The following is a 24,574-nucleotide window of genomic DNA, read 5'->3' as shown; positions in this document are numbered from 1 at the left end:
GGTGCGACATATCGTCGCACCCCACCCCCTCCCCTCGGGGCGTCTGCTCCCCTAGGAAAACCCTGAATCCGACGCCCTTGGGCCGGATTCTTCCCAGGCAATGCGACCATTCGTCGCACGCTTGACCAAAATCAAACCGATAGGATGGAGGTTGCTGCCTAGCAGCATTCCAGTCTGCTGCTTTGCAGCATTTCCCACCTTTCCATCCAAGGCTGTACGTGAAACACCCCCTCCTTGCGACCCTTACGCGCATATTTGGCGTCGGCGCGGTCATGCTGCTTGGCGGCTGCAACATGGAAATCCTCTCCCCCAAGGGAGATATCGGCATCCAGGAAAAGACGTTGCTGCTGACGGCGACCGGGCTCATGCTCATCGTTGTCATTCCCGTCCTCATCATGATCGTGGCTTTTGCGTGGAAGTACCGCGCTTCCAACACCAAAGCCGACTACCAGCCCAAGTGGGCTCACTCCACGGCAATCGAAGCCGTCGTCTGGACCGTCCCTTGCATCATCGTGGCGATCCTGGCCGTGATCACCTGGCGCTCGACGCACGCGCTGGATCCCTACAAGCCGCTCGTGTCCGAACACAAGCCGGTGACCATTGAGGTGGTCTCCCTGGATTGGAAGTGGCTCTTCATCTACCCCGAGTACGACATCGCCACGGTCAACGAGATCGCGTTCCCCGTGGACGTTCCGGTCAACTTCCGGATCACGTCGGCATCGGTGATGAATTCCTTCTTCATCCCCCAGCTCGGCAGCCAGATCTATTCGATGGCCGGCATGGAAACCAAGTTGCACCTGAATGCGCGCGAAATCGGCACCTACGCCGGCATTTCGGCCAACTACAGCGGCGGCGGTTTCTCGGGCATGCGCTTTAAGGCCCACGCCATGTCGCAGGAAGGATTCGACAACTGGATCAAGGAAGCCAAGGCTTCTCCCACCGCCCTGACCCCCGAGGTCTACGCGGAACTGACCAAGCGCAGCGAGCGCAATCCGGTCGTGAAGTACTCGTCGGCGCCGCCCGCCATGTTTGATTTCATTCTGGGCAGCACGATGAGCAAGATGGCCGGCGTGGACTCCGCCACGTGCACCTCCACGTCGAATAATCTGATCGCAGGAATCAACTAACAATGCTCGGGAAACTCACCCTCGAGGCCATTCCGTACCATGAACCTATCGTCATGGTTACGCTGGCCGCCGTGTGCCTGGGAGGCCTAGCGGTCTTCGGCGCCATCACCTACTTCAAGAAGTGGAAGTACCTCTGGACGGAGTGGCTCACCACCGTCGACCACAAGCGCATCGGTGTGATGTACATCATCGTTGCGCTCATCATGCTGCTGCGCGGCTTTGCCGACGCCATCATGATGCGCACGCAGCTTGCCGTCGCGTCAGCAGACTCGGCCGGCTTCCTGCCCCCGCACCACTACGACCAGATCTTCACCGCCCACGGCGTCATCATGATTTTCTTCATGGCGATGCCCTTCATCACCGGGCTGATGAACATCGTCGTGCCGCTGCAGATCGGCGCACGCGACGTGGCGTACCCGTTCCTGAACTCGCTGAGCTTCTGGCTGTTCGGCGCCGGCGTCGCGCTGATGATGATCTCGCTGTTCGTGGGCGAATTCGCCGCGACCGGCTGGCTCGCGTATCCGCCGCTGTCCGGGCTGGACTACAGTCCAAGCGTGGGGGTGGATTACTACCTCTGGGCGCTGCAGATCTCGGGTCTGGGAACAACGCTTAGCGGCATCAACTTCATCGTCACCATCCTGCGCATGCGCGCGCCTGGCATGACCCTGATGAAGATGCCGATCTTCACGTGGACCTCGCTGGTCACCAACGTCCTGATCGTCGCCGCCTTCCCCGTGCTGGCCGCGACCCTGGCGCTGCTGACGATGGACCGCTACCTGGGCACGCACTTCTTCACGAACGACGGTGGCGGCAACGTCATGATGTACGTGAACCTGATCTGGATCTGGGGCCACCCCGAGGTCTACATCCTGGTGCTCCCGGCTTTCGGCGTGTATTCGGAAATCGTTGCCACGTTCGCCCGCAAGACGCTGTTCGGCTACAAGTCCATGGTCTACGCCACGGCCGCCATCGGCGTGCTGTCGTTCCTGGTCTGGCTGCACCACTTCTTCACCATGGGTGCGGGCGCCAACGTCAATGCCTTCTTCGGCATAGCGACAATGATCATCTCGATCCCGACCGGGGCGAAGATCTTCAACTGGCTGTTCACCATCTACCGCGGCCGCCTGCGCATCACGACGCCGGTGCTGTGGACGCTGGGCTTCATGATCGTCTTCGTCATCGGCGGCATGACCGGCGTGATGCTGGCCATCCCCGGCGTGTCGTTCGTGCTGCACAACAGCCTGTTCCTGATCGCGCACTTCCACAACACCATCATCGGTGGCGTGGTGTTCGGCTGCATCGCCGGCATGATCTACTGGTTCCCGAAGGCGTTCGGCTTCACGCTGAACGAACGTCTGGGCCGCTACTCGTTCTACTGCTGGTTCGTCGGTTTCTTCCTGGCCTTCATGCCCCTGTACATCCTGGGCTTCAAGGGCATGACGCGCCGCCTGAACCACTACGACAACCCCGAATGGCAGCCGTACCTGCTGGTCGCGCTGGCTGGCGCCGCGCTGATCATGCTGGGCATCTTCTTCCTGCTGCAGCAAGTGTTCGTCTCCGTGCGTCAGCGCAAGCAGAACCAGGACGTCACCGGCGATCCCTGGGATGGCCGCACCCTGGAATGGTCGATCTCGTCGCCCGCGCCTTTCTACAACTTCGCCCACGTTCCTCACGTCGATGAACTGGACCAGTTCTGGGAAGACAAGCAAAGCGGCAAGGCCTACAAGCGCCCGGCCAAGTACGAAGACATCCACATGCCGAAGAACACCGCCGCTGGTGTCTGGATTGGCGCCTTTGGCCTGGTCATGTGCTTTGCGCTGATCTGGCACATCTGGTGGCTGTCGATCGCCGGCCTCGTGGGCATGATCGGTTCGTTCATCGTTCGCGCCTATGACCGCGACGTCGACTACTGGGTCCCGGCCGCGGAAGTCGAACGCATCGAAAACGCTCACTTTGACAAAATGCAGAAGGCCGCCTGAGCCATGATTCAAGCCGTAGCCACTCACCCCCACGCGGGTCACGACGATCACGCGCATCACGACGATGGATCCAAGACCGTTTTCGGTTTCTGGGTCTATCTGATGAGCGACTTGCTGATCTTTTCGGTGCTGTTCGCCACGTTCGCGGTGTTGTCCAACGCCACCGCGGGCGGACCGTCCGGCAAGGAACTGTTCGACCTGAACTTCGTCCTGGTCGAAACGCTGTTGCTGCTGGTGTCCAGCTTCACCTTCGGCATGGCCAACCTGAACGTGCACGCCAACAACAAGAGCCGTGCCATGGGCTGGTTGATGGTCACGTTCCTGTTCGGCGCGGGCTTCATCGCGATGGAACTCTATGAATTCCATCACCTGATCAGCATCGGCGCCGGTCCGGGCCGCAGCGCCTACCTGTCCGCGTTCTTCACGCTGATCGGTACGCACGGCCTGCACGTGACCTTTGGCCTGATCTGGATCATCGTCATGCTCGACATGATCCGCCGCCATGGCCTGGACTCGATCAACAAGCGTCGTCTGGCGTGCCTGAGCCTGTTCTGGCACTTCCTGGACATCGTCTGGATCTGCGTCTTCACCTTTGTCTACCTCCTGGGAGCCCTCTGATGTCGCACTCCGCTGCGGCCGCACACGGCCACGACGATCACGCCGCCGATCACGGCAGCCTGAAGTCCTACATCATCGGTTTCGTGCTCTCGCTGCTGCTCACCTTCGGCTCGTTCGGCCTGGTGATGCACGGCGCGCTGTCCCACACCGCCACCATCATTGGCGTGGTGGCGCTGTGCATACTCCAGCTGCTGGTCCAGCTGGTGTACTTCCTGCACATGGGCGCATCGAAGTCGTCCCGCGACAACCTGGCCACGTTTGTCTTCACCGTGATGATCATCTTCATCATCGTCGGTGGTTCGGCCTGGGTGCTGTACAACATGAACGTCAACATGGGCCACGCCATGTAAGACGGCCTGCCGTCAGGCAAGCGGAACAGGCGCCCTCGGGCGCCTGTTTTTTTTTTCTGCGCTCAAATGAAAGCCGCGACCGCGCGTGGTGGGCAACACGGCGGCAGCGGGCTGCGCTGCCGGCGCGCCCGCGTGGGTCAGCGCGCCGGGCCGGCAGCCGTAAGGGTCACGTCGGCGCGACGCGCCAGTTCCGCGGCCGTCACGCCAACGAAGGGCTGCACGCGCGCGGTCTGGTTCAGGTCGCACCCCGCCGGGCCTGCGGCCGCATCGAGCACCTGCTTGACCGCGCGTCCGCCCATCGGGCTCACCGGACCGCTATTGCCCAGCTGCCAGGCCAACACATCGGCCACCGCCATGCCGCAACGCGCCGGCGTCCGGGGCCTGCCGCCGTATTCCAGCAACAAGCGCACCTTGTTGTCCTTGCCCAGGTTCAGCATGGTCACGAGCGGCAGCGCGTCCGGCGCGGCAACGCCTTCCAGCCGCAGGTCCGGATCGCTCCGGTCCGTGGGGTCCGCCCCCGCCTTCAACCAGGACTCATATAGATCGTCGGGCAGCCACGGCAGGCCGAGCGGCGCGATCCGGTTGCGCAGCGGCACCGCCGCGTCCGCGGCGGCCGCAAGCGGCACGCCCGCCGCCACCAGGCGGTCGGCGGTGGCGCGCAGCCGCGCGCGCTGACCGTCCCATGCCGCGCTGTTGCCGTCAGCCGCCGCGCGTTGCTCCGCGCGGTTCCACACCGACAGCAGGCTGGACAGCGGCTCCGTGGACAGCGGCGCCTGAGGCGGGCGCGCGGCCTGCACCAATTGATCGATCAGACCCGGCTGAAGATAGCGGGCCGCCAGCGACAGGCCCTCGTCCAGTCCATTGCGGTCCGGCTTCTCTTTCGTCGCGCCGTAGCCGCCCACCGCGGGATCGGCCCCGTGCGCCAGCGCAAACGTCACGCGCTCGGGGACGGGAAAGGTCGCGGCCGGCGTCAGGTCGCCGCCCGGAAATTCGCGCAACGCCGAAAGCAGCGGCGTTTCCCACATGGGGCTGTTTCCGTAATACATGCGGATATAGGCGGCATTGATGTCCGCGCCGCGCGCGAGCAGCTTTTCGGCGAACCAGAAGTTCTTCGGGGTTTGCAGCGCCGCGTGCAGCAGCGAGCGCCCATTCTTTTCGCGCGCGTTCGGATTGGCGCCCTTTTCCAGCAGGTAGACCAGGTTGTCCTTGCTGTCGCTGTAGTAGGAGATGCGGCGCATCAGCAGCGGTGTGCCGTTGGAGTCCAATGCATCCACCGGCGCGCCCGCGGCGATCAGCATGTCGGCCAGCGCGTAGCGCTCCGCGGCCGGGCGGGTGTCCTTGGCGTCGGGCAATGCGCTGGCCACCAGCGAGAACCCGTTGTCAGGGCCATCCGCCTTCGCGCCCGCATCCAGCAGCGCGCGCACCATCTCGAGCTGTTTGCGCGACACGGCCACGGCCAGCGCGGACCTGCCGTGTTCGTTCACGCCATTCGGATCCTGACCGCCGGCAAGCTCGGCGCGCACCGCGTTCACATCACCGGCCTGGATCGCCTGAAAGATCGCCAGGCGCGGACGGCAGGCCGTCGCATCAAGCGCCGGGGATTCCAGCGCGGCGCCGATGCGGGCGGCAACGTTGCCGGGAATGGCTTCCTTGGCCGCAAGGCGCCGCGTGCAATACAGCCGGTAGTCCTCGCGCGCCAGCGACTCGTAGTAGGCACGTTCCTCGCGCGACGTCTCGCGCTGCTTCCAGCGGGCGTCGGCGCGGTTCAGGTAGGCGGCGGTGCGCGACGGATCGCGCCGCAGCACGTCGGTCAGGATGCGGTCCGCCTGCGCCGTGTCGCCCGACTCGGCCAGCCAGAAGCCGTAGTCGTTCAAGGCGGTCGTCATCCCGGCGTCCTTGCCGGCCGGATCGATCTCGCGATAATCCTGCGCCATCACAAAACGGCGCAGATCGGCCAGCGCCCGCTGGAACTCGGCCGTCTTGGCACGCGGAATGGCGCGCGCCACCTGATGCAGGGTTCGGAACGTGGCCGTCACATCCGGGGCCGTCTGGTGCTCGAAGCGCACCTGCGCGGGAAACGCGTCCAGCCGCGAGGGATACTCGCGCAGCACCGCCTGTAGTGTCGTCATGGCCTGCGCCCGGCGCGCCTCATCCCACGGCCGGCCGCTCGTGACCACGGCAAGCTGCACGTCCGCATTCACGGATGCAGCCTCGCCCTTGCCGTCCACCAGAAACCCCGTGGCCTTGCTGGCCGGGGTGCGGTGATCGGCCAGGCCGACCCAATAAAAGGCTTCGCCTGCGCGCGGCGACCTGACCGCCACATTCTCCTCTCGCGAGGCCGTCCAGCCTTCGGGGTCGATCACCAGCGGCTGCGACCGGAAATCCAGCCGGAAGTCCTTGCCTCCCTCGCGCACATAGCGGTACAGGTACAGGCGGTTCTCCATCTGCCCGACCAGCACCACGTCCTTGACGTTCTCGGTACCCCAGACCCGGCGCTCGGGTTCGCGCAGCGGATAGCGCGACAGGCGGATCGATTCGATGACCGCGCCGATGTCGGATGCCAGGGCCGGTGGCGGCGCTGCCGCCATGCCGGCCAGCGTCAGCGCGACGGCGCCAAACAGACGGGTGACAACGGGGCGGAACGGGCGCGGCATGTACAGGAGACGTCGGCAATGAAAGGGATGCCGATGATACCTGTCCCCGCTGGACACCCTCGGGTATGTCCCAACGGGATTGACCCGTAGATGGCACAAACCCGCCGATTATTCGTTATATAGTCGCCCCTACATTGTTTAGTTAACACCTTAGCAAACCATTTCCGCAGCAGATCACCATGGACGCCGAGCCCGTGCCGACCTTTACTCCCGACCCCCGCATCGCCGATCGGGCCCAACGGTTTGCCGACGCCTTGTTGCGTCACGCGCCGCCCGTCCATCCCGATGCCGGTTTTTTTGCCGCGGTCCTGGGTACCAGCATCGCGCACGAGGACCTTGCCCGCAGCGGCTTGTCGCCCGCCGAACTGAAGGACCTTCTGGACTATCTGTTCCCCGGCGCCCTGACCGGATTCGACACGTCCCTGTCCGCGCTGCGCGAACAGTTCGCCGCCTATGTGGGCAGGGGCGCCAGCGATCCGCAACCCGGGTTCACGCTACTGATGCGCGTGCTGCTGGACGCCTACCGCGCGCCCGGCCCCGAGACGACCCAATGGGTCAGCAGCATCCTCGCGCACGCCTGCCTGCGGCCCGATCACCTGTGGCGCGACCTGGGCCTGTCCGGACGCGAAGACGTCACCGTGCTGCTCGCGCGCCACTACCCCGGACTGGTGAGCCGCAACGTCGACAACATGCGCTGGAAGAAATTCCTGGCCTACTCCGCCTGCGAACACGCCGGCCTGCCCGGCGCAGCCGCGCCCGGATGCGGCGACTGCGAGGACAGCGAGTTCTGCTACCGGGCCGCGGCATAAGCAGCGGGGCGGGCCATATTTGACCCGCCCGGGCCAAATATGGCCCGGTCTCTTATCTTATGAATCAACGGCTTACGATGAGCCGGGTCAAAACTGGCCCGGCTCATCGCGCAAACACGCGCGTGGCCGGACAAAGACGGCGGCCCGCGTGCAGCGCATTCGGCGCTTATTGTTCGTAGAGCGTTGATTTCACTGCAGTATTTTTCGCTTCGCCAAACCTGGCACGGATTTCGCATATGTCGTTGCATCCCACCTTCGGGATGCTTCTGGCCCCACCGGGCCCAACGACGACACAGGAATCCGTCATGCCTACTCCCGCCTATATCAGCATCACCGGCAAGACCCAAGGCAACATCACCCAGGGCGCCTTCACCGCCGACTCGGTCGGCAACGTCTACGTGGAAGGCCACGAAGACCAGATCCTGGTGCAAGAGATCGAGCACCGCGTCAACACCCCGACCGACCCGCAAAGCGGCCAACCCTCCGGCCAGCGCGTGCACAAACCCTTTACGTTCACCAGCGCGCTGAACAAGGCGACGCCGCTGCTGTACCAGGCCCTGGCCGCCGGCGAAATGCTGCCCAAGGTCGAAGTGAAGTGGTACCGCACTTCCATTGACGGCAAGCAGGAGCACTTCTTCACCACCGAACTGGAAGACGCCACGATCGTGGACATCACCAGCGTCCTGCCGCATGCGCAGGACCCCAGCAAGGCGGACTACACCCAGCTCATCAAGGTGGCCATGGCGTATCGCAAGATCACCTGGACGCATGCGATCGCCGGCACGGAAGCTTCGGACGACTGGCGCAAGCCGCTGGAAAGCTAAGCCGGGCGCGCCGGGCCGCGCCAATCGCCGCACGGCCCGGCGCCTTCGCGCTCATCGCGCCTCACAGGCGCCGGAGTTGCCCACACCGGTAACTCAGTCCTCTTCTTGACCATCTGCGGCCATAACGATTGCCCCAATCGTCATGGCCGCACAGGATACCGAGATGCCCCGTTTATCCGACATGCGGTTCACGTTCGCCCCCATCGCAGCCAGCGCCAACTTCGAAGTGATCGAATTCACGCTCGACGAAGCGCTCTCCTCGACCTACCAACTGCGCGTGGAGCTGTCCAGCTTTGACCCCGCGGTGGACTTTGGCGCGCTGCTGGACCAGCCTGCGCTATTCACGATCTGGCGCGGCGACACGCCTGTGCGGCACGTGCACGGCGTCGTCACCGGTTTCGAGCAAGGCGATACCGGTTTCCGAAGGACACGCTACCGCGCTGTCGTCGAACCAGCCTTGGCGCGCACGGCGCTCTGCTCGGACTGGCGCATTTTCCAGCAGCAATCCGTGCCCGAGATCCTCGAGCAGATCCTCAAATCCCATGGCATCACCGACTACGAACAGGTCGCTACCAACGAGCACCTGGCGCGCGAGTACTGCGTGCAGGCGGGCGACACCGACCTGCAGTTTCTCGATCGACTCGCCGCTGAAGAAGGCTTGTTCTACCGGTTTGTCCATTCGGACCACGGCCACCGCCTGATCCACGGCGACCGCATCTACGTGCATGGGACGATCGACGGCGGTCCCGTGGCTTACAACCCGACGCCCGGAGGCGACCAGCCGGAACCCGCACTGCACCGCTTCACCTACGCCGAGCACGTGCGCACCGCGCGCCAGACGCACCGCGACTACACCTACACGCATCCGCAGTACGACCAGGAACATTCTTCGGTCACGCGCGACATGCCCCATCACTCCACCCGCTACGAACGCTACGACTATCCCGGCCGCTACAAGCGCGACGAAGCCGGCAAGCCCTTCACCCAAAGCCGCCTGCTGGGCCTGCGCCGCGATGCGCGCATGGCCACGGTCGAGGGCGACGACGCGCGGCTCGTGCCCGGCGTCGCGTTCGACCTGACCGGCCATCCGCGAGAGGACTGGAACCACGGCTGGCGGCCGGTGCGCATGCGCCATCACGGCGTGCAGCACACGAGCCAGCAGGAAGAAGCCGCAGAAGCCCTGCAAGGAACCCAGTACCGCTACACCGCCGACATCATCCCGGACCGCGTGGACTGGAAGCCGGAACCCGCTCGCAAACCGCGCATCGACGGCCCGCAAATCGCGTCGGTGGTGGGTCCCGCCAACGAAGAAATCTACTGCGACGACTACGGCCGCGTGAAGGTCCAGTTCCCGTGGGACCGCCTGGGCAGGCACGACGAACACAGCTCCTGCTGGATCCGCGTCTCGCAAAACTGGGCAGGCGCCGCGTGGGGCCACATGGCGATTCCGCGCATTGGACAGGAAGTGATCGTGGACTTTCTGGATGGTGATTGCGATCAGCCCATCATCATCGGACGCACGTATCGCGCGACCAACCTGCCCCCCTACGAATTACCGCAGCACAAGACGCGGATGACGATCAAGAGCAAATCGCACAAAGGCGACGGGTACAACGAGCTGCGTTTCGAGGATGAACTGGATCAAGAAGAGATCTACGTTCATGCGCAGAAGGACCAGAACATTCACGTCAAACACGACGAGACGACGTTTGTGGGAAATGACCGCAGCGAAAGCGTCGGTCGTGACGAAATGCTGAAAGTCGGACAGGACAGGCAAGACCGGATCATGCGCGACGAGCGCATCGATGTTGGCCAAGACCGGCATCTAATCGTCAAACGCGATCAAATCATCGTTGTTGAACGAAGCCAGCAGGTGTCGATCTCCAAGGATTACCTAGAGGAAATTGGTAACCATCGAGTGGAGCGGATCGCAGCGGACTACACGACGACAGTGGGAGGCCACATCGAAATCGATGTCGAAGGACATCATAGACTTCGAGCCGCCCAGATGGCCTCTATCACGACACAACATCATGAAGTCCATGCGGACTCGATACGCTGGAGCACGCCCGGCGGCGTTCTCTCGTTGGATTCTGGAGGTCTGAAGTTCAATGGCGCGGCCGTCAATTTCAATGCGGGCAACATCGACCTGTCGGGCGGGCAAGGCGGAGTTCCCCTCAACCTCGACGGAATGCCCGTCGTGGGCGAACCGGTGTGCGTTGGGTGCTGGATCAAAGCTGCCGTCGATCACAGCCCGGTGGTGAAAACATGAGCGAGCTGAGTCGGAAACTGATCACCGAGCTGTCGGCGCCAGGGCCGCAGCGCCACCTGATCGCGGTAAGCGATATCGCCGGTCTGGACGATTCAATGCGCCATGCGGTGAACGATCTATTCGGCGGCCGCTGTTATCCGCTACTACAAAACGAGAAATGGGCTGCGCTGCGCCCCTACTCGCCGCTTCTTCTTGCAGCTCGCTCCACGACTCTCGCAGATTGCGGCAACCTGATGGAAGCGTTTCACGGCCGCCTTCTCAATGCCCTACAGGGGTGGATCATCAGCACACAACCGGCCGACGCACTGGCAACCCATCTTAGCGATGCGACGCTCGCGAGGGGGCCCGACGGTTGCACTTACTTGCTGCGGTACTACGACCCGCTGGTGCTGCCGATACTTCACCAGCGGGCGGATCCAGGCTGGTGGAACTCCTTTGTCGCGCCGATTGTTTCTTGGTGGGTACCGGGGGCCAACGTGGAGCGCCGGCTGTGGGGTCGTGTTCCGGGTAATGGCGCCCAAGCCGGCAACACCTTTCCGCTGGAGATGCTGACCATGGACGCCGACCTGTGGCAAGCGTTGGCTGAAGACCCATTTCCACATCGCTTGCTCAGAGAAGCACAAACACACGAACCGTCCCTGTTCGACACGGATTGCCGGTACGTCAGGCTTGCGCGGGTTCGAACACACCTGAAAGCGGCAGAAATGCTGGGCCTGTCATCGTCTGAAGACCTCCATGACTACGTCTTCATGGCGTTGAGCCGGCCCGCTCAGCAGCTGAGAGATGACTCGCAGTGGCAACTAGCGCTCCAAATGGCCGCATCGGGCAACGGACGGCTCGGCGCAGCGTATCTGGCGCTTGTCAGTCAGAAAACCTGAACCTTAAAAAATTCGACAATTTCTATGACCAACTCCACCGACGCTATCGAGAGGTTGTTTTTATCCAGCGGCAACGCTGCAAATCGGAATCCCGCAAACACGCCAACGGGCCCCTGCGTGGGATGCAAGCGCTCGGTAAAGATACTACCGCTTCGATACGGCGTTATCGCCAGCACGGATGTGTCTGCGCTGAAAATACTGGCCCCAGATCGGCCCCCTACCCTCGGAAAGGCGCTTGTGCCCAAATTGAGCACGCCGCGCTATGCCATACGCTGGCTACGAGAGGGATACGTATACGTGCTTACCAAGCGGATTGGTGGACACTTCACGTGCGAGGCGGCTTATCAGGTACACGCGAGCGGCCTACTGCACCCCGTGTGGCCCGACAATCCCGGTGTACCTCGGACGGGCATTGCCGCGCTCGGATCATGGACCATCACCCTTCCAGACCCCGAGGATGTGGAGGAATCGCGATTCCTGTTTTCGAGAGATCCACTGAGCCCCGTCATATTGGCGCGCTATCGCGATATCAGCGCCTTCCGCAATCGCTTGCAAAAGTTCGACGTTCGGGGTCTCGTTCAAGGATGCAGCGTTTATCACGACGTCCTTGCTCCAGATGAGATCCCCGCCAGAGTCGCCGAGTATCTCGCAAGCTCCAATCCGGCTACCCAAAACGCGCTGGAAGATCAGGCGTTTCCGCCTTTTCGGAGCGGACTCAATCCTGGTGCCGCCCCGGCCGACATGGGTTCGATCTTGACCAGCGTTCATCGGGAGCTGTGCGTAGACCAAGGGTTCGCCTTTGTCCTGGAAGATGCAATCGGCATCGCGCAGGAGCTCAATACTTGGCGCAATGACGCGGTCGAAAAAATGCGCCCCTGGCTGGAAACGAAAGACCACGAGGGTATCAGTAACGAACGCCGTTACGCCGTGGCCCAGGCACTGGACAACGTCAAGTCCGCAATGCAGAAAGGTCACCTGGCGCGTGCGACACGGCGAGGTGAGCGGCTATTGGAACAGGTCACGAAAATCAACGCTGGGTACCCACCCGGGTTGCAGTTTGGAGGTCAATACCAGCATCTTTATACGCCCGAACGCGTACGAGAGATCGCAGCCAAAGAATCGGCGACTGCCTTCGATAGGTATCAGAAGCTTTTGGACTGGGATACCGCCAAGGCAGGTGTACAGCGCGAATTTCATCAACGCGACAAAGCGGTCCAGCAAGAAATGGATGCGCGTAGCGCGGATCACCTGGCCTGGATTGCAAGTCCGGCGATGCACGCCGCGCTTGACTTGTACGACCGGGACGAGCCAGTGTGGGGGATGGCCTTTGCTGAACAGATCGGCCTGAGCGTGATTGGTCTGAACGGATGCCCTGATGGCAACTCACATCTGGAAAGCTGGTGGACCGACACCGAGATTGGACCGGGAAATTTAGGGCTGCGTGCGATGACGCGCAATCAGATTGCCATCGAGGTTGAAACAAGGATGGCACTGGCAAAAGCAAAAGCGGACGACGTCTTGACTGTTGATAATGCTGCCTTGCTGCTCGGTACGGCGGGGGAACGTTTTAAGAATGTGGCTGACCTTATTGCGAAGTCGGATGCGGCAGTCGAGGCGGCTAGAAAGGCAGGCACTCACGCTTGGTTCACCGGCAGGCCACTGGGGCACGTTTTTACGCTCTTCGCGCAGCTCAACCAGTTCGTGCTCAAGCAAGTGCCAGGCAACGCCGTTGACCGCCGATTACTTGTTCCCTTTATGGGCCTGATGCACGCCCAATTGGGGCGTGCAGCAACGAACATACGGCTTCAAGACCTGGCGCATGCGGGTCAGGCTGCCAGCGCGTCGCGCGTTTCCGGTCAGTTGAATGCACATATCGGACGCGCCCGAGAAGCGCTTGCGCGCGAATTCCAGACCGGAGGTAACAGCGAGTTCTACAAAATTCGAGGCGGGGCAATCATCGCGCTTATCGAGGCCGTCTTGCTGCTGGCCAAGGGTAGCGCCTCTGACAAGGACACACGGCAATGGGCGGAGTTGACTGCCGCAGGACTGACAACGGCGGCCGCAGGTTTCGAGTTGGCTGCGATGAGCGTGGGATCGGTGGCTGCAAGGTATGGCCCCGCTACGGTAGTAGGCAGAGGTTCATCGATTATGTTGGGCGGACTGAAACTGGCGGGAGGGGGATTGGCGACGCTCGGCGGCGCAATTATGGCCGTGTTGGATGCCGTAGACTTTCAGAGAGCATTTAGTCGGGATCGCTACGCCCTGGCCTCGGCATATCTGGCTCATGCAATCGTTTGTTTTGGAATAGCCGGACTTTCCGCTGCCATTTCGCTATCAGCATCTGCCCCGTTTCTTCGCTGGTTACTCGAGAGCACGCAAAAGCAACTTCTCCGGGCACTCTTGCCAGCGGTCGTCCGACAAGCGGAAGCCCTCGCCACCACTCAGATTGCCGCCATGCTAGGTTTGGCCTTGGGTTGGTCCGCAGCGCTAGGAATTGCCATCACAGTGGTCGTTTGGACGCTTGAACCGGACGCGATGGAAACTTGGTGTCGCCACAGCTGCTTCGGCTTGAGAGATCCCGGCAGCTTTGAGAAGCCACACAAGGACGAAGCGACAGAGATTCAGAGGCTGTATGAAGCACTTGAGGCGGTGAATTAAATGTACCTTATTGAAGAGCGCGCGTGGAATTTGCAGACGACCGCAAGATCGCGAATGGAGCTTGACGAGACCATCCAGGAATCGCTTGCTCGCGAAGAAAAAGCCGAAAGAAATAATTCGGTGGAGCGTGATCTCACAATCGGAATTCGTGATCGGGTCAGCGATCAACCAGATGCTGAAGGGTCAATATTGGCATTTAACAGAACTTATATTGAGGTGCAGGCTGGGGCTCTTCAAACGAAGCGTGGAGTCGTCACCCTAGTAACACTGCCATGGATGTATCTCATGTGGACACTCGTCTACACCACGGTACTCTCGTGGGTAAGTTGCATCAGGGGTGTCAATGTAATGAGCGGTAGTCCAGCGACCGTTGAGCTCTACATTTTCACGATCTTTTTAACCTTGATGACGGTGGCGGCATGTATTGGGTCTTACCAATTCCTATGGCGCTGGCTACGCCTCGAAAACTTTGTTCAACGCCGTCTGCTGATCCGCTTCAATCGCATTACTCGCCAGGTGTATCTGCACCGCCCTCGATACGCCGGTGGAATTGCGGTCCTCGCATGGGAACAGGTCTCGGCGGAAGCTGGGGTGGGCAAGCCTGAGGTTTCCGGCACGGGCACTCAGCTTTTGCTGGCCTGGACGCAGGACATGACGGGACTGCCTCACAGCCACCTCATGTTTGTGGGCAAGACGGCCGATGGGACCAGTGACTTGGTCAATCTCTGGGAGTTCATTCGGCGATACATGGAAGAAGGCCCCGATTCCGTACCGCGCCCCCGCAGACTGCTGACCAAGCTGCCTTGGCCTTGGCTGTCGCTCGCGGCCCCCTGGAGCTTCCTTAAGCCGCTCTGGCGAGCTGGCCAGCGGCGGCTAGTCGTTTGGCTGTCGGTGTTGCTATCTCCCGTCATGTTGATTCATGCAGCAGGGCATTGGATTTCGTTGCTCCTGTGCTGGGAGCCGCGCTGGCCCAAGATCATTCGCCAAGCGGGACTGCCTGGAAAGCCGTGCCCCCCCCTGTCGGTGGCAGCCGACTGGCCCCCTGTTCCCCCACCGACGAGCGCTCCTCATCCCCATACGGGGCGTCCATGAACAAACCATTTGTTGTGTTGAGCGATTCGACCACACACGCCGGGAAGGTGGTCTCAGCGACGACCGGTTTTACCGCAGGAGGCTCACCCGTGGCAGGGCATGGAGATGCCGTTCAATGTCCCCTCCACGGTGCCACTTCAATCATTGCTAGTTGCGCTGGCCTCCAAAGTAACGGCAAGACCCCTGCTCGCGAGGGTGACAGCACTTCGTGTGGCGCCATACTAGTTGCGTCTCAGCGCGGCGTGAACGCAGGAAGCTAGCCGTACTGGAGGGCAATGACTGATGCCGCACCCAAAACCCCTACTCACGTTTCAACAAATGCTGGCCAACCTGAAGGCGCGTCCGGATTGGCAGGCGCTTCCAGACATACGGGTTGCCATGTGGCCGCAGCAGGTCAGCTTCTGCGACGACATCTCGGACGAACGGTTATTCAACGAACAGTACATTGAAAGTCGCCTATTTGCAGGAAAGGCAGCGTTCGTTCTCTACCTATTGTGTGGTGCCACATTGGCCTCGCTCGTTTGCTTCGCCTATGACGCATGGCTGAGCCATTCTGCGGGCAGCACGCTCTACAGGTTTCTTTCCAAGAGCTGGATATTGCTGACTTTCGCCGCGTTCACAGGCGTTTTGGCGATTGCGCTCCTGAAGCTGGAGCCGATATGCGTGCGCTTTAATCGCCAAGCTCAGGTCGTTCACATCTACAAGGGGCGGAAAAGCGCAGCAACGGTTGCATGGAGAGACGTGCATCCTTTCACCGAATTCAGTCCGACCGCAGACGGCAAGTTTGCAATCAACCTCGTGTTTCAAACGGGGCCGACTGCCTTCACGATGGCTTCTGGCGCGTTCGACATCGGCGACGAGTCGGCGTTCGTCGACAACCTCACCCGTCTCGAATTCCTGCGACGCTACATGGCCGAAGGCCTGTGCGCGATCCAACCCGATCCGGCACGTACACCCTACAGACCCAGCGGCTTTTCCAAGGCAGTCACGTTCAAGGAAGATGGGCTGCTCACTTATCTCTTCGCGATCCTGCTGGTGAAGCCCGCCTACTACCTCACCGGCGGCCCCTTGATCGATCGCCATCTAGTCCGTCGCACGGCGAACGTCGAGTGGCCGGAGGAGGTGGAGCGCTTGTGCTCGCCGGGCGCTGATGTGACCGGCTATGACGCCACGCCCGTGCAAGCGAGCAGGGACGTCTTTTACCGCTTCAATGGCCGGGGATTCGACTTGGTAAATCTACAAGGCGAAGTGATCGGTTGAGTACCCGTTACCTCACGCCAAAATCAATTTTCCGCCGGCCGGCTTTTCTCATATCGCTACTAACGGATTCTGTTCGGCTTAACGCTTTCACTGAACCACAGCCGCCATCAGAGATGACCCACCAATGACCGAATTGCAGCCGACCCACAGCTTCGATGAGATGCTGGCAAATTTGAAAGCCGCACCAGATTGGCAACAACTTCCTGATATCCGACTTGCAATGTCGCCGCAGCACGTCACGTTCGTAGACGATGTGTCTGACAAGACGATGTTTAACGAGCGTTACATGGAGAGTCACGTCTTCGTTGGGAAAATGGCATTTGCGCTATACGGGACGTGCGGCGCGTTCGTCGCTACATCAACGGTCCTGGCTATTGCCATTACGCATGATGTCCTTGCGAAAAAAAGTTTGGGCGACATCGCTTTCCAGTACGGGATAATGGTTGTCTTCGCTGTCCTGATGGTCGCATTGGCATACTTTTTCGGCAGATCCGAGCCGGCTTGTGTTCGGTTCAATCGGCAAGCCCAGTTGGTCCACATATATCAGAGCCCTGGAAAGGCGATCACTGCCGCATGGCGCGAGGTTCATCCTTTTACCAAGTTCAGGCCACCCGGCGAAGGTTCGTTTTCGCTCAAACTCGTCTTTCGCATCGGCACCGCAAATTGGGTGGTAGCTCCAGGCGCATTCGATTTTGGTGACGACTCGTCCTTATCAGACAACCTCCTTCGCCTGGAATTTCTGCGCCGATACATGGCCGAGGGCTTAGGTTCCATACAGCCAGATCCGGCGCGCAGCGCGTACAAACCCAGCGGGTTCTCAAAAGCCGTCTCGCTTAAAGACGACCATTTGATCACGGTTCTGTTTGCAAAACTCGTGGCCCTGCCCGGCTACTACCTGGCGGGCGGCCCGCTCATAGATCGATATCTTTTGCGCCGTGCCTCGAATCTGCAGTGGCCTGCCGAAGTCGAACAGCTCTGCGCCCATGACGCCGACCTGAGCGGTTATGACACGACGCCCGTGCAAGCAAACAAAAGCATATTCCACCGATTCAACGGTCAGGGCTTCGACCTGGTCGACATCAACGGAACCGTGCTCGGCTGAACGACATACATAGATTGCCTCCGCCATGTATCCGGCGCATTACCTAACAGCATCAGAACTATCCCGGAAGGACTCATGCAACCTATCGTCCTGTCTGCTTCATGTCGGCAGCGCAGATACCGCTCCTGCGCAGCGGGCGTCCGGTTCCAAGAACGCGCACCCATTCGCCACTACGACGCGAACTAGCTCATGTCCAACCAAAATGCTCTGCTCACTTTTCAAGAAATGCTGTCCAACCTGCGGGCACGATCAGACTGGCAATCGCTACCCGATATCCGTCTCGCAATGTGGCCGGGCCAGGTGAGTTTTTCCGACGATCTCTCAGATCGGAGTCTGTTTAACGAGCGATACATAGAGAGCCGGATCTTCGTCGGAAAGCTGGCTTTTGTTCTCTATCTCGTATCCGGCGCATTCATCTTCACGACGAGCGCGTTCGTGTGGCTCATGTTCGACTGGATATCAGGCGGCGGGTCTGTGGCAGAGGGGCTGGTGCTGCACTGGGACATGGGCGCCTTTGGACTGTTCAGCCTCGTTTTAGGATATGCGCTAAGCAGAATTACACCTGCTTGCGTCCGGTTCAATCGCCAAGCTCAGGCCGTTCACATCTACAACGGAAAGTACAAGGCAACTACGGTCTCGTGGCGAGACGTCCACGCGTTTACCGAATTCAGCGCGTCCGCGGACGGTAAGTTCACCCTTCGACTCGTGTTCAAGACGGAGCCCTCCGGCCTCGCCATGACCTCCGGCGCTTTCGATGTGGCTGATGAGTCAGCGCTCGTCTCGAACCTCACCCGCCTCGAGTTTCTTCGTCGCTACATGGCCGGAGGCCTTTCATCCATTCAGCCCGATCCACGTTGCGTTTCCACCCAGCCAAGCGGCTTCACACCGCGCGTCATGCTCAAAAACGACGGTTTGATCGACTTCCTCATCGCAAAATTTGTAGTGCTGCCGGCGTACTTATTGGCGGGCGGCCCGCTGATCGATCGTTATCTACTGCGGCGCGCTGCCGACGCTCAGTGGCCAGCCGAGGTTGAACGCCTTTGTGCCACAGAAGCCGATCTGAGCGGCTACGACACGGCTCCCGTGCAGGCCCATGAACACGTGTATCACCGATTCAACGGCCGAGGATTCGACTTGGTCAATTTGCAAGGTGAAGTGATCGGTTGAAGACGGAATGTCTTGCATCCACATCACGGATTTTTGCCTGGTATTGAACACCCCATGAAAGGAGCTCGCATGCAGCCCATCGTCTTAGTCGGCCATCGCCACGCCTGCCCCACTCACGGCCGCGGCACTGTCATTACCGGCGCCGCGCAAGCCCACGTCAACGGCCGCCCCATCGCGCGGGTCGGGGAAAAGATCAGCTGTGGGGCAGTGATCGTGACCGGGTCGTCCACTGCCACGCTGGAGGGACGGGCCATCGCCCGGCTGGGCGACACCACGAGCCATGGTGGAGTATTGGTCGAGGGAGAATCGGCGTGGCTGGTGGACTGAGGGCATCAAAACCAATAAGTCGCCCCCACCCCAACGCCGGCATTCCGGCCGGGCGCCGGTTCGTAGTAGCGTCCGTTCGCTTCGTTGACGATCACCGTACCCGCGTAGTCGCGAGAGACCAGGTTGTCGACGGGGGCGTAGGCGTTCAGTTTCCGGGCGCCGCGGCGGTTGATGTAGCCGATGCTCGCGGTCGCCCCGGAATCGGTCTGGATGGCTGGTGGACCGATACCGAAATTGGGCTCCCAGAATTCAGGCTGCGCACTCTGACGCGCAATCACACCGGAATCTCCGCGTCCATATCGCTATCGCTATCGACCTCCTGCGCGCTGCTCCGTTGGATCCTTCTGAACACGGAGCGGCAACTACTTCGAGCCGCCCTGCCCGTTCTCGTTCGCCAACGTGGTGCGCCCACTGCTGCTTCGGCTCGCGCTCGCAGGATAGTTTTGCCAAGCCATTCGTAGACGAGGCGACCGAACTACGGAAATTGTATGAAGCTTTGAGGACGGTGAACTGAATGTATTTTATCGAAGCGCAGGCCTGGGCAATGCAGACAACGGCAACATTACGCGGGGAGTATGAGGATGCCATTAAGGTAGCTACAGCGGATGAAAAGGAGCTTAAGGCCAATATCGGGAAAGAATTTGTACGGGAGATCGGCATTGATGAGAAAGTCAGCGAGCATCCCAGTGCTGCAGGGTCTATCTACGCGTTTAACGATATCTATATCGAGCTTCGAGCTGGCGCACTTCAAGATAAGCGTGGTTTCCTTACGCTATTCACTTTGCCGGCGCTCTATCTAGTGTTGACGCTGCTGGAGATGAGTAGCATTTTCAGCACAGTATGGTGGACTCACGTCTATCCATGGTCGAGCAGGCCGGCAGATGCGGGCGACTACATTGCCGCTCTTGCGTTGCCCCTGATAACGCTGGTGCTGATTCTCGTGCTTCGCCGATTTGCATGGCGCTGGCTACGCCTCGAGAACTTTGTTCAACGCCGTCTGCTGATCCGCTTCAATCGCATTACTCGCCAGGTGTATCTGCACCGCCCTCGATACGCCGGTGGAATTGCGGTCCTCGCATGGGAACAGGTCTCGGCGGAAGCTGGGGTGGGCAAGCCTGAGGTTGCCGGCACGGGCACTCAGCTTTTGCTGGCCTGGACGCAGGACATGACGGGACTGCCTCACAGTCACCTCATGTTTGTGGGCAAGACGGCCGATGGGACCAGTGACTTGGTCAATCTCTGGGAGTTCATTCGGCGATACATGGAAGAAGGCCCCGATTCCGTACCGCGCCCCCGCAGACTGCTGACCAAGCTGCCTTGGCCTTGGCTGTCGCTCGCGGCCCCCTGGAGCTTCCTTAAGCCGCTCTGGCGAGCTGGCCAGCGGCGGCTAGTCGTTTGGCTGTCGGTGTTGCTATCTCCCGTCATGTTGATTCATACAGCAGGGCATTGGATTTCGCTGCTTCTGTGTTGGGAGCCGCGCTGGCCCAAGATCATTCGCCAAGCGGGACTTCCTGGAAAACCGTGCCCCCCCCTGTCGGTGGCAGCCGACTGGCCACCTGTTCCCCCACCGACGAGCGCTCCTCATGCCCATACGGGGCGTCTATGAACAAACCATTTGTTGTGTTGAGCGATTCCACCACACACGCCGGGAAGGTGGTCTCAGCGACGACCGGCTTTACCGCAGGAGGCTCACCCGTGGCAGGGTATGGAGATGCCGTTCATTGCCCCCTCCACGGTGCCACTTCAATCATTGCTAGTTGCGCCGGTTTCCAAAGTAACGGCAAGACCCCTGCCCGCGAGGGTGACAGCACTTCGTGTGGCGCCATACTCGTTGCGTCTCAGCGCGGCGTGAACGCAGGAAGCTAGCCGTACTGGAGGGCAAAGACTGATGCCGCACCCAAAACCCCTACTCACGTTTCAACAAATGCTGGCCAACCTGAAGGCACGCCCGGATTGGCAGGCGCTTCCGGACATACGGATTGCCATGTGGCCGGGCCAGGTGAGTTTTTCAGATGACCTATCTGACCCTCGAATGTTCAACGAACGCTACGTGGAGAGCCGCGTATTTGCGGGAAAAATGGCGTTTGTCCTCTATCTGCTTTGCGGAGCATTTTTGACGTCGTTTGCATTCATCGTCTACTTCGTATGGTGGACCTTAGACGAAGGCGGAACGGCATACGAGGCATTGACCGACAGTTGGGTAATCCTGCTGCTTTCGGCCCTTACAGGTTGGCTAGCTGGCGTCCTGCTCAAGCTGGAACCCGCCTGCGTTCGGTTCAACCGTCAAGCTCAGGTCGTTCACATCTATGACGGCCCGAGCAAAGCGACCACGGTTGCATGGCGGGATGTGCACCCCTTCACCGAGTTCAGTACCTCGGCAGACGGAAAGTTCGCTATCAGACTAGTCTTTCAGACTGGGCCGGCCGATCTGGCGATGGCGTCAGGTGCATTCGACATCGGTGATGAATCGGCAATGATCGACAACCTAACAAGACTGGAGTTCTTGCGCCGTTACATGGCCGAGGGCCTAACAGCCGTGCAGCCCGACCCTCAGCGCATCCCTTGCAAGCCAAGCGGATTCACAAAATCTGTCACCCTGAAAGAAGATGGAGTGCTCAGTTTCCTCCTAGCGAAATTTTTCGTCTTTCCCGCGTACTGCTTGGCCGGCGGTCCGTTCATCGATCGCTACCTCCTGCGTCGCGCGTCGCTTCTCCAATGGCCCGCCGAGGTCGAGCGCCTCTGTGCGCCGGACGCGGATCTTAGCGGCTATGACACCACACCTGTTCGACCTCACAAGCACCACTTTTACCGATTCGATGGGCGAGGGATCGAAATCGTCGGCAACGACGGGAACGCAATTGGATGAGCACCGCCCCAGCGTTAGCGCCGCATGCCACTGTCCTTCGCGCCCACGTCCTCTGACGATGCGCCGCCAACGGTCAATGGCCTGTTGCGGACGAACGACCTTGTGCGCCGGAAGCCTATCTCAGCTTGAGGCATTGCTTCCGCGGAAGTCGCATCACAGCATTTCTACCGCGCTTTGAACACACGATACGAGGAACCACCCATGCAACCCATCGTCTTAGTCGGCCATCGCCACGCCTGCCCCACTCACGGCAGCGGCACTGTCATTACCGGCGCCGAGCAAGCCCACGTCAACGGTCGCCCCATCGCGCGGGTCGGGGACAAGATCAGCTGCGGGGCAGTGGTCGTGACCGCGTCGTCCACTGCCACGCTGGAGGGACGGGCCATCGCCCGGCTGGGCGACACCACGAGCCATGGTGGAGTGTTGGTCGAGGGAGAATCGGCGTGGCTGGTGGACTGAGGGCATCAAAACCGATAAGTCGCCCCCACCCCAACGCCCGCATTCCGGCCGGGTGCCGGTTCGTAGTAGCGTCCGTTCGCTTCGTTGACGATCACCGAACCCGCGTAGTCGCGATCGAACAGGTTGTCGACGCGGGCGTAAGCGTTCAGTTTCCATTGGCCCACCTGCTTCACGTACCCGACGCTGGCAGCGGCCACGAAGTAGGCGGGAGCGTCCGCGTTGTTGGCGTCGTTGACGTAGATTTTGGACAGGTAGCGGCCTTCCACGCCTGCTTGCCAGCCTTCGGGCGGCGCCCAGGCCAGGGACGCGAAGGCCGCCTGGCGTGCGATGCCCGGGATCTTGTTGCCCGCGCGGATGTTGCCCGAACCGTCGTCGGCGTAGCGGGCGTTGAGCAGCGTGTAGGCCACTTGCGTGCGCCAGTGCTGCGCGAATTCTCCGGACCAGCTCAGTTCCAGGCCATCGCGGCGTGTGCGACCGGCGTTCTGGTAACTGGTGCGGCCGCCTGAACTGCCGGCGGAGACGATCTCGTCGTCGGTGCGGGTATGAAAGACTGCAGCCGTCAGCAGGCCGCCAGCCATGCGCGCCTTGATGCCGGCTTCAAGATTGGTGCTGACCGACGGCATCAGGCCGAAGTTCAGGCCCGGGTCGCCGTCGGGCCGGTACGAGATTTCGTTCAGCGTCGGCGTCTCGAAACCGCGACCGTACGAGGTGTAGACGCTGACGTCGTCATTGACGGCGTAGCGCAGCGCGGCGACGGGCAAGGCCTTGCGGTAGCGCGCGCTGCCGCTGTCGTCGGCGTTGCCGGGGGTGATGTAGTGGTCGTCGGAATCGAAGCGGACCGTGCTGTATCGCAGGCCGGCGTCCAGCGTCCAGCGGTCCGCGAAGTTCCAGGACGCCTGGACATAGGGGTCGGCGTTGTAGACGCGGTTGGTCTCGTCGCGCCGCAGGGCGCCCTGCACGCCGAGTTGCCGGCTGGAGCCCGCGCCAGTGAAGTTCTGGTAGCCCTTGCGGTCTTCCTGCATGGCGTCGTAGGCAAAGCCGCCGATCAGGGTCAGCGCCCGGCCGCCCAGGGCAAGCTCGGACGTCCAGCGCACGTCGGCGCCGCCATATTCGCGCTTGAGGTCGATGACGCCGCCGGCTTGCGTGGGTGGGATTTGCACCGCGGGAGGAATCGACTGGTACTGCGTCGTGTCGCGCTGGCCGTAGTAGACCATCACGCGCAGCGCGTTGCGGCCGTCGACCTGGTGGTCGAAGACCAGCCCGCCCTGCGTCTGCTTTACCGTCTTGCGCGTGTTGTATTGCTCGGCAAGTGGCGCGCTGCGCGGGTCGTCCTGGAACTGCTGGTAGGTCAGGCCCAGCGGATCCTGCGCCTTCAGGTCGACGCTGTTGACGACCAGCGTCAGGCGGCTGTCGTCATTCAGTTGCAGGCCGAGCTTTGCATTGCCCAGATTCTTGCGGGCGGCGCTGTGGTCGCGATAGCCGTCGGTGGTGAAGCGCGACAGGTCCAGCACATAGTCCAGTTGACCGGCGCCCGTGCCCGACACCCCGCTTGCCATCGCGCCATAGCGCCATGTGCCATAGCTGCCGCCCCAGCCGCTGGCGGTGATCTCGGGCGGGTCGGCGCCGTCCTGCGTGAAGACCTGGATGACACCGCCGGATGAGTTGCCGTACAGCGCCGAGAACGGGCCGCGCAGCACCTCGACGCGGTCGATGGAGCCGATGTCGATATTGGAGGTCTGCCCCTGGCCATCCGGCATCGTTGCGGGAATGCCGTCCACGTAGAGGCGCACGCCCCGCACGCCAAACGTGGAGCGCGCGCCAAAGCCGCGGCTGGATATCTGCAGGTCTTGCGCGTAGTTCTGGCGGTTCTGGATCTGCAGGCCCGGCACGCTTGCCAGCCCTTCAGACAGGTTGATGCCCGGCTGCTGCCAGCGCATGGCGCTGCCTTGGACGACGTCGACCGAAGCCGGCGTCTCCAGCACCTCGGTGCCCAGCCGTGTGCCGGTCACCACCACCGGGGCCAGCGTGTCGGCCTGCGCCAGCGCGGTGGCAGCCGGCGCAAGCGCCAGTATTGTGCCCGCCGTCCACCGCCAGGTCCCGCTGTCCCGCCATTGCCGCTGTACCAAACTTCT

The 24,574-nt window shown here is 61.3% G+C and carries 21 protein-coding genes and 1 pseudogene; 19 read left to right on the top strand and 3 right to left on the bottom strand.

Annotated elements, in window-relative coordinates; translation table 11 throughout:
* Window positions 1-218: 218 nt before the first annotated feature.
* The 4 genes from cyoA to cyoD are packed head-to-tail and all read left to right on the top strand — an operon-like array spanning window position 219 to window position 4,074.
* Window positions 219-1,127, top strand: coding sequence for a ubiquinol oxidase subunit II (gene cyoA, locus FBY20_RS17370; protein WP_056326366.1), 909 nt, complete (start codon window positions 219-221; stop codon window positions 1,125-1,127).
* Between the two features lie 2 nt (window positions 1,128-1,129).
* Window positions 1,130-3,106 (top strand): cytochrome o ubiquinol oxidase subunit I, encoded by a 1,977-nt coding sequence (cyoB, locus tag FBY20_RS17365; protein ID WP_056326363.1) that lies wholly within the window; start codon window positions 1,130-1,132, stop codon window positions 3,104-3,106.
* 3 nt (window positions 3,107-3,109) lie between these two features.
* Window positions 3,110-3,724, top strand: coding sequence for a cytochrome o ubiquinol oxidase subunit III (gene cyoC, locus FBY20_RS17360; protein WP_142053677.1), 615 nt, complete (start codon window positions 3,110-3,112; stop codon window positions 3,722-3,724).
* Window positions 3,724-4,074: a cytochrome o ubiquinol oxidase subunit IV gene (gene cyoD, locus FBY20_RS17355; protein WP_056326358.1), complete on the top strand. Its 351-nt coding sequence runs from the start codon at window positions 3,724-3,726 to the stop codon at window positions 4,072-4,074. Before cyoC ends, cyoD begins: the two co-directional genes overlap by 1 nt.
* 137 nt (window positions 4,075-4,211) lie before the next feature.
* Here cyoD and FBY20_RS17350 read toward each other — a convergent pair whose 3' ends face one another.
* Window positions 4,212-6,728: an ankyrin repeat domain-containing protein gene (locus tag FBY20_RS17350; RefSeq protein WP_142053675.1), complete on the bottom strand. Its 2,517-nt coding sequence runs from the start codon at window positions 6,726-6,728 to the stop codon at window positions 4,212-4,214.
* A 179-nt stretch (window positions 6,729-6,907) separates the two neighbouring features.
* On the opposite strand from FBY20_RS17350, the gene FBY20_RS17345 reads away from it, so the two are divergent.
* The 11 genes from FBY20_RS17345 (at window position 6,908) to FBY20_RS17295 (ending at window position 19,117) form a co-directional block, all read left to right on the top strand.
* Window positions 6,908-7,537 (top strand): nitrogen fixation protein NifQ, encoded by a 630-nt coding sequence (locus FBY20_RS17345; protein WP_142053673.1) that lies wholly within the window; start codon window positions 6,908-6,910, stop codon window positions 7,535-7,537.
* Window positions 7,538-7,842: 305 nt separating this feature from the next.
* Entirely contained in the window at window positions 7,843-8,361 is a 519-nt protein-coding gene (locus FBY20_RS17340; RefSeq protein ID WP_056326349.1) for an Hcp family type VI secretion system effector, read from the top strand.
* A gap of 163 nt (window positions 8,362-8,524) precedes the next feature.
* A complete protein-coding gene (locus tag FBY20_RS17335; RefSeq protein WP_142053671.1) occupies window positions 8,525-10,633 on the top strand; it encodes a type VI secretion system Vgr family protein in 2,109 nt (702 codons plus the stop codon).
* Window positions 10,630-11,511, top strand: a complete 882-nt coding sequence (locus FBY20_RS17330) for a DUF4123 domain-containing protein (RefSeq protein WP_142053669.1) — start codon at window positions 10,630-10,632, stop codon at window positions 11,509-11,511. Before FBY20_RS17335 ends, FBY20_RS17330 begins: the two co-directional genes overlap by 4 nt.
* A 24-nt stretch (window positions 11,512-11,535) precedes the next feature.
* Window positions 11,536-14,169 (top strand): T6SS effector BTH_I2691 family protein, encoded by a 2,634-nt coding sequence (locus FBY20_RS17325; RefSeq protein ID WP_142053667.1) that lies wholly within the window; start codon window positions 11,536-11,538, stop codon window positions 14,167-14,169.
* Window positions 14,170-15,261, top strand: coding sequence for a DUF6708 domain-containing protein (locus FBY20_RS17320; RefSeq protein ID WP_142053665.1), 1,092 nt, complete (start codon window positions 14,170-14,172; stop codon window positions 15,259-15,261).
* Window positions 15,258-15,521: a PAAR domain-containing protein gene (locus tag FBY20_RS28145; protein ID WP_142053663.1), complete on the top strand. Its 264-nt coding sequence runs from the start codon at window positions 15,258-15,260 to the stop codon at window positions 15,519-15,521. Before FBY20_RS17320 ends, FBY20_RS28145 begins: the two co-directional genes overlap by 4 nt.
* A 58-nt stretch (window positions 15,522-15,579) precedes the next feature.
* Window positions 15,580-16,521, top strand: a complete 942-nt coding sequence (locus FBY20_RS17310) for a hypothetical protein (RefSeq protein ID WP_142053661.1) — start codon at window positions 15,580-15,582, stop codon at window positions 16,519-16,521.
* Between the two features lie 124 nt (window positions 16,522-16,645).
* The gene (locus FBY20_RS17305) at window positions 16,646-17,623 is read left to right on the top strand and encodes a hypothetical protein (protein WP_142053659.1); all 978 of its coding nucleotides are present in this window, start codon (window positions 16,646-16,648) and stop codon (window positions 17,621-17,623) included.
* A 189-nt stretch (window positions 17,624-17,812) separates the two neighbouring features.
* Window positions 17,813-18,790 carry a hypothetical protein gene (locus tag FBY20_RS17300; RefSeq protein ID WP_142053657.1) on the top strand — a complete coding sequence of 326 codons (978 nt, stop codon included), beginning with the start codon at window positions 17,813-17,815 and terminating at the stop codon, window positions 18,788-18,790.
* Between the two features lie 69 nt (window positions 18,791-18,859).
* Complete coding sequence (locus FBY20_RS17295; protein ID WP_142056046.1) at window positions 18,860-19,117, top strand: PAAR domain-containing protein; 258 nt, start codon at window positions 18,860-18,862, stop codon at window positions 19,115-19,117.
* 5 nt (window positions 19,118-19,122) lie between these two features.
* Here FBY20_RS17295 and FBY20_RS17290 read toward each other — a convergent pair.
* Window positions 19,123-19,311, bottom strand: a pseudogene (locus FBY20_RS17290) (hypothetical protein); the annotation flags it as partial.
* Window positions 19,312-19,631: 320 nt separating this feature from the next.
* On the opposite strand from FBY20_RS17290, the gene FBY20_RS17285 reads away from it, so the two are divergent.
* The 4 genes from FBY20_RS17285 to FBY20_RS17270 all read left to right on the top strand — a co-directional run bounded on the left by FBY20_RS17285 (window position 19,632) and on the right by FBY20_RS17270 (window position 22,442).
* Entirely contained in the window at window positions 19,632-20,723 is a 1,092-nt protein-coding gene (locus tag FBY20_RS17285; RefSeq protein ID WP_142053653.1) for a DUF6708 domain-containing protein, read from the top strand.
* On the top strand, window positions 20,720-20,983 hold the full coding sequence (locus FBY20_RS28140; RefSeq protein ID WP_142053651.1) for a PAAR domain-containing protein: 264 nt from the start codon (window positions 20,720-20,722) through the stop codon (window positions 20,981-20,983). The genes FBY20_RS17285 and FBY20_RS28140 overlap by 4 nt, the downstream gene beginning before the upstream one ends.
* A gap of 58 nt (window positions 20,984-21,041) precedes the next feature.
* The gene (locus FBY20_RS17275) at window positions 21,042-21,983 is read left to right on the top strand and encodes a hypothetical protein (RefSeq protein ID WP_142053649.1); all 942 of its coding nucleotides are present in this window, start codon (window positions 21,042-21,044) and stop codon (window positions 21,981-21,983) included.
* A 201-nt stretch (window positions 21,984-22,184) separates the two neighbouring features.
* Window positions 22,185-22,442 (top strand): PAAR domain-containing protein, encoded by a 258-nt coding sequence (locus FBY20_RS17270; RefSeq protein WP_142053647.1) that lies wholly within the window; start codon window positions 22,185-22,187, stop codon window positions 22,440-22,442.
* A 5-nt stretch (window positions 22,443-22,447) separates the two neighbouring features.
* Here the strand turns inward: FBY20_RS17270 and FBY20_RS17265 are convergent, their stop codons facing one another.
* Complete coding sequence (locus FBY20_RS17265; protein WP_142056044.1) at window positions 22,448-24,514, bottom strand: TonB-dependent receptor; 2,067 nt, start codon at window positions 24,512-24,514, stop codon at window positions 22,448-22,450.
* Window positions 24,515-24,574 lie beyond the last annotated feature (60 nt).

This window comes from Achromobacter sp. SLBN-14 (genome assembly GCF_006715415.1).
Lineage (GTDB): Bacteria > Pseudomonadota > Gammaproteobacteria > Burkholderiales > Burkholderiaceae_B > Achromobacter > Achromobacter mucicolens.
Note: the sequence above shows the minus strand (reverse complement) of the source record. Positions and strands in the feature narration are given on the sequence as shown.

What these genes read in the sequence shown, in the direction of transcription:
- cyoB (WP_056326363.1), top strand. Translation starts at nt 1,130, where the DNA reads ATGCTCGGGAAACTCACCCTCGAGGCCATTCCGTACCATGAACCTATC.
- cyoC (WP_142053677.1), top strand. Translation starts at nt 3,110, where the DNA reads ATGATTCAAGCCGTAGCCACTCACCCCCACGCGGGTCACGACGATCAC.
- cyoD (WP_056326358.1), top strand. Translation starts at nt 3,724, where the DNA reads ATGTCGCACTCCGCTGCGGCCGCACACGGCCACGACGATCACGCCGCC.
- FBY20_RS17350 (WP_142053675.1), bottom strand. Translation starts at nt 6,728, where the DNA reads ATGCCGCGCCCGTTCCGCCCCGTTGTCACCCGTCTGTTTGGCGCCGTC.
- FBY20_RS17345 (WP_142053673.1), top strand. Translation starts at nt 6,908, where the DNA reads ATGGACGCCGAGCCCGTGCCGACCTTTACTCCCGACCCCCGCATCGCC.
- FBY20_RS17340 (WP_056326349.1), top strand. Translation starts at nt 7,843, where the DNA reads ATGCCTACTCCCGCCTATATCAGCATCACCGGCAAGACCCAAGGCAAC.
- FBY20_RS17335 (WP_142053671.1), top strand. Translation starts at nt 8,525, where the DNA reads ATGCCCCGTTTATCCGACATGCGGTTCACGTTCGCCCCCATCGCAGCC.
- FBY20_RS17330 (WP_142053669.1), top strand. Translation starts at nt 10,630, where the DNA reads ATGAGCGAGCTGAGTCGGAAACTGATCACCGAGCTGTCGGCGCCAGGG.
- FBY20_RS17325 (WP_142053667.1), top strand. Translation starts at nt 11,536, where the DNA reads ATGACCAACTCCACCGACGCTATCGAGAGGTTGTTTTTATCCAGCGGC.
- FBY20_RS17320 (WP_142053665.1), top strand. Translation starts at nt 14,170, where the DNA reads ATGTACCTTATTGAAGAGCGCGCGTGGAATTTGCAGACGACCGCAAGA.
- FBY20_RS28145 (WP_142053663.1), top strand. Translation starts at nt 15,258, where the DNA reads ATGAACAAACCATTTGTTGTGTTGAGCGATTCGACCACACACGCCGGG.
- FBY20_RS17310 (WP_142053661.1), top strand. Translation starts at nt 15,580, where the DNA reads ATGCTGGCCAACCTGAAGGCGCGTCCGGATTGGCAGGCGCTTCCAGAC.
- FBY20_RS17305 (WP_142053659.1), top strand. Translation starts at nt 16,646, where the DNA reads ATGACCGAATTGCAGCCGACCCACAGCTTCGATGAGATGCTGGCAAAT.
- FBY20_RS17300 (WP_142053657.1), top strand. Translation starts at nt 17,813, where the DNA reads ATGTCCAACCAAAATGCTCTGCTCACTTTTCAAGAAATGCTGTCCAAC.
- FBY20_RS17295 (WP_142056046.1), top strand. Translation starts at nt 18,860, where the DNA reads ATGCAGCCCATCGTCTTAGTCGGCCATCGCCACGCCTGCCCCACTCAC.
- FBY20_RS17285 (WP_142053653.1), top strand. Translation starts at nt 19,632, where the DNA reads ATGTATTTTATCGAAGCGCAGGCCTGGGCAATGCAGACAACGGCAACA.
- FBY20_RS28140 (WP_142053651.1), top strand. Translation starts at nt 20,720, where the DNA reads ATGAACAAACCATTTGTTGTGTTGAGCGATTCCACCACACACGCCGGG.
- FBY20_RS17275 (WP_142053649.1), top strand. Translation starts at nt 21,042, where the DNA reads ATGCTGGCCAACCTGAAGGCACGCCCGGATTGGCAGGCGCTTCCGGAC.
- FBY20_RS17270 (WP_142053647.1), top strand. Translation starts at nt 22,185, where the DNA reads ATGCAACCCATCGTCTTAGTCGGCCATCGCCACGCCTGCCCCACTCAC.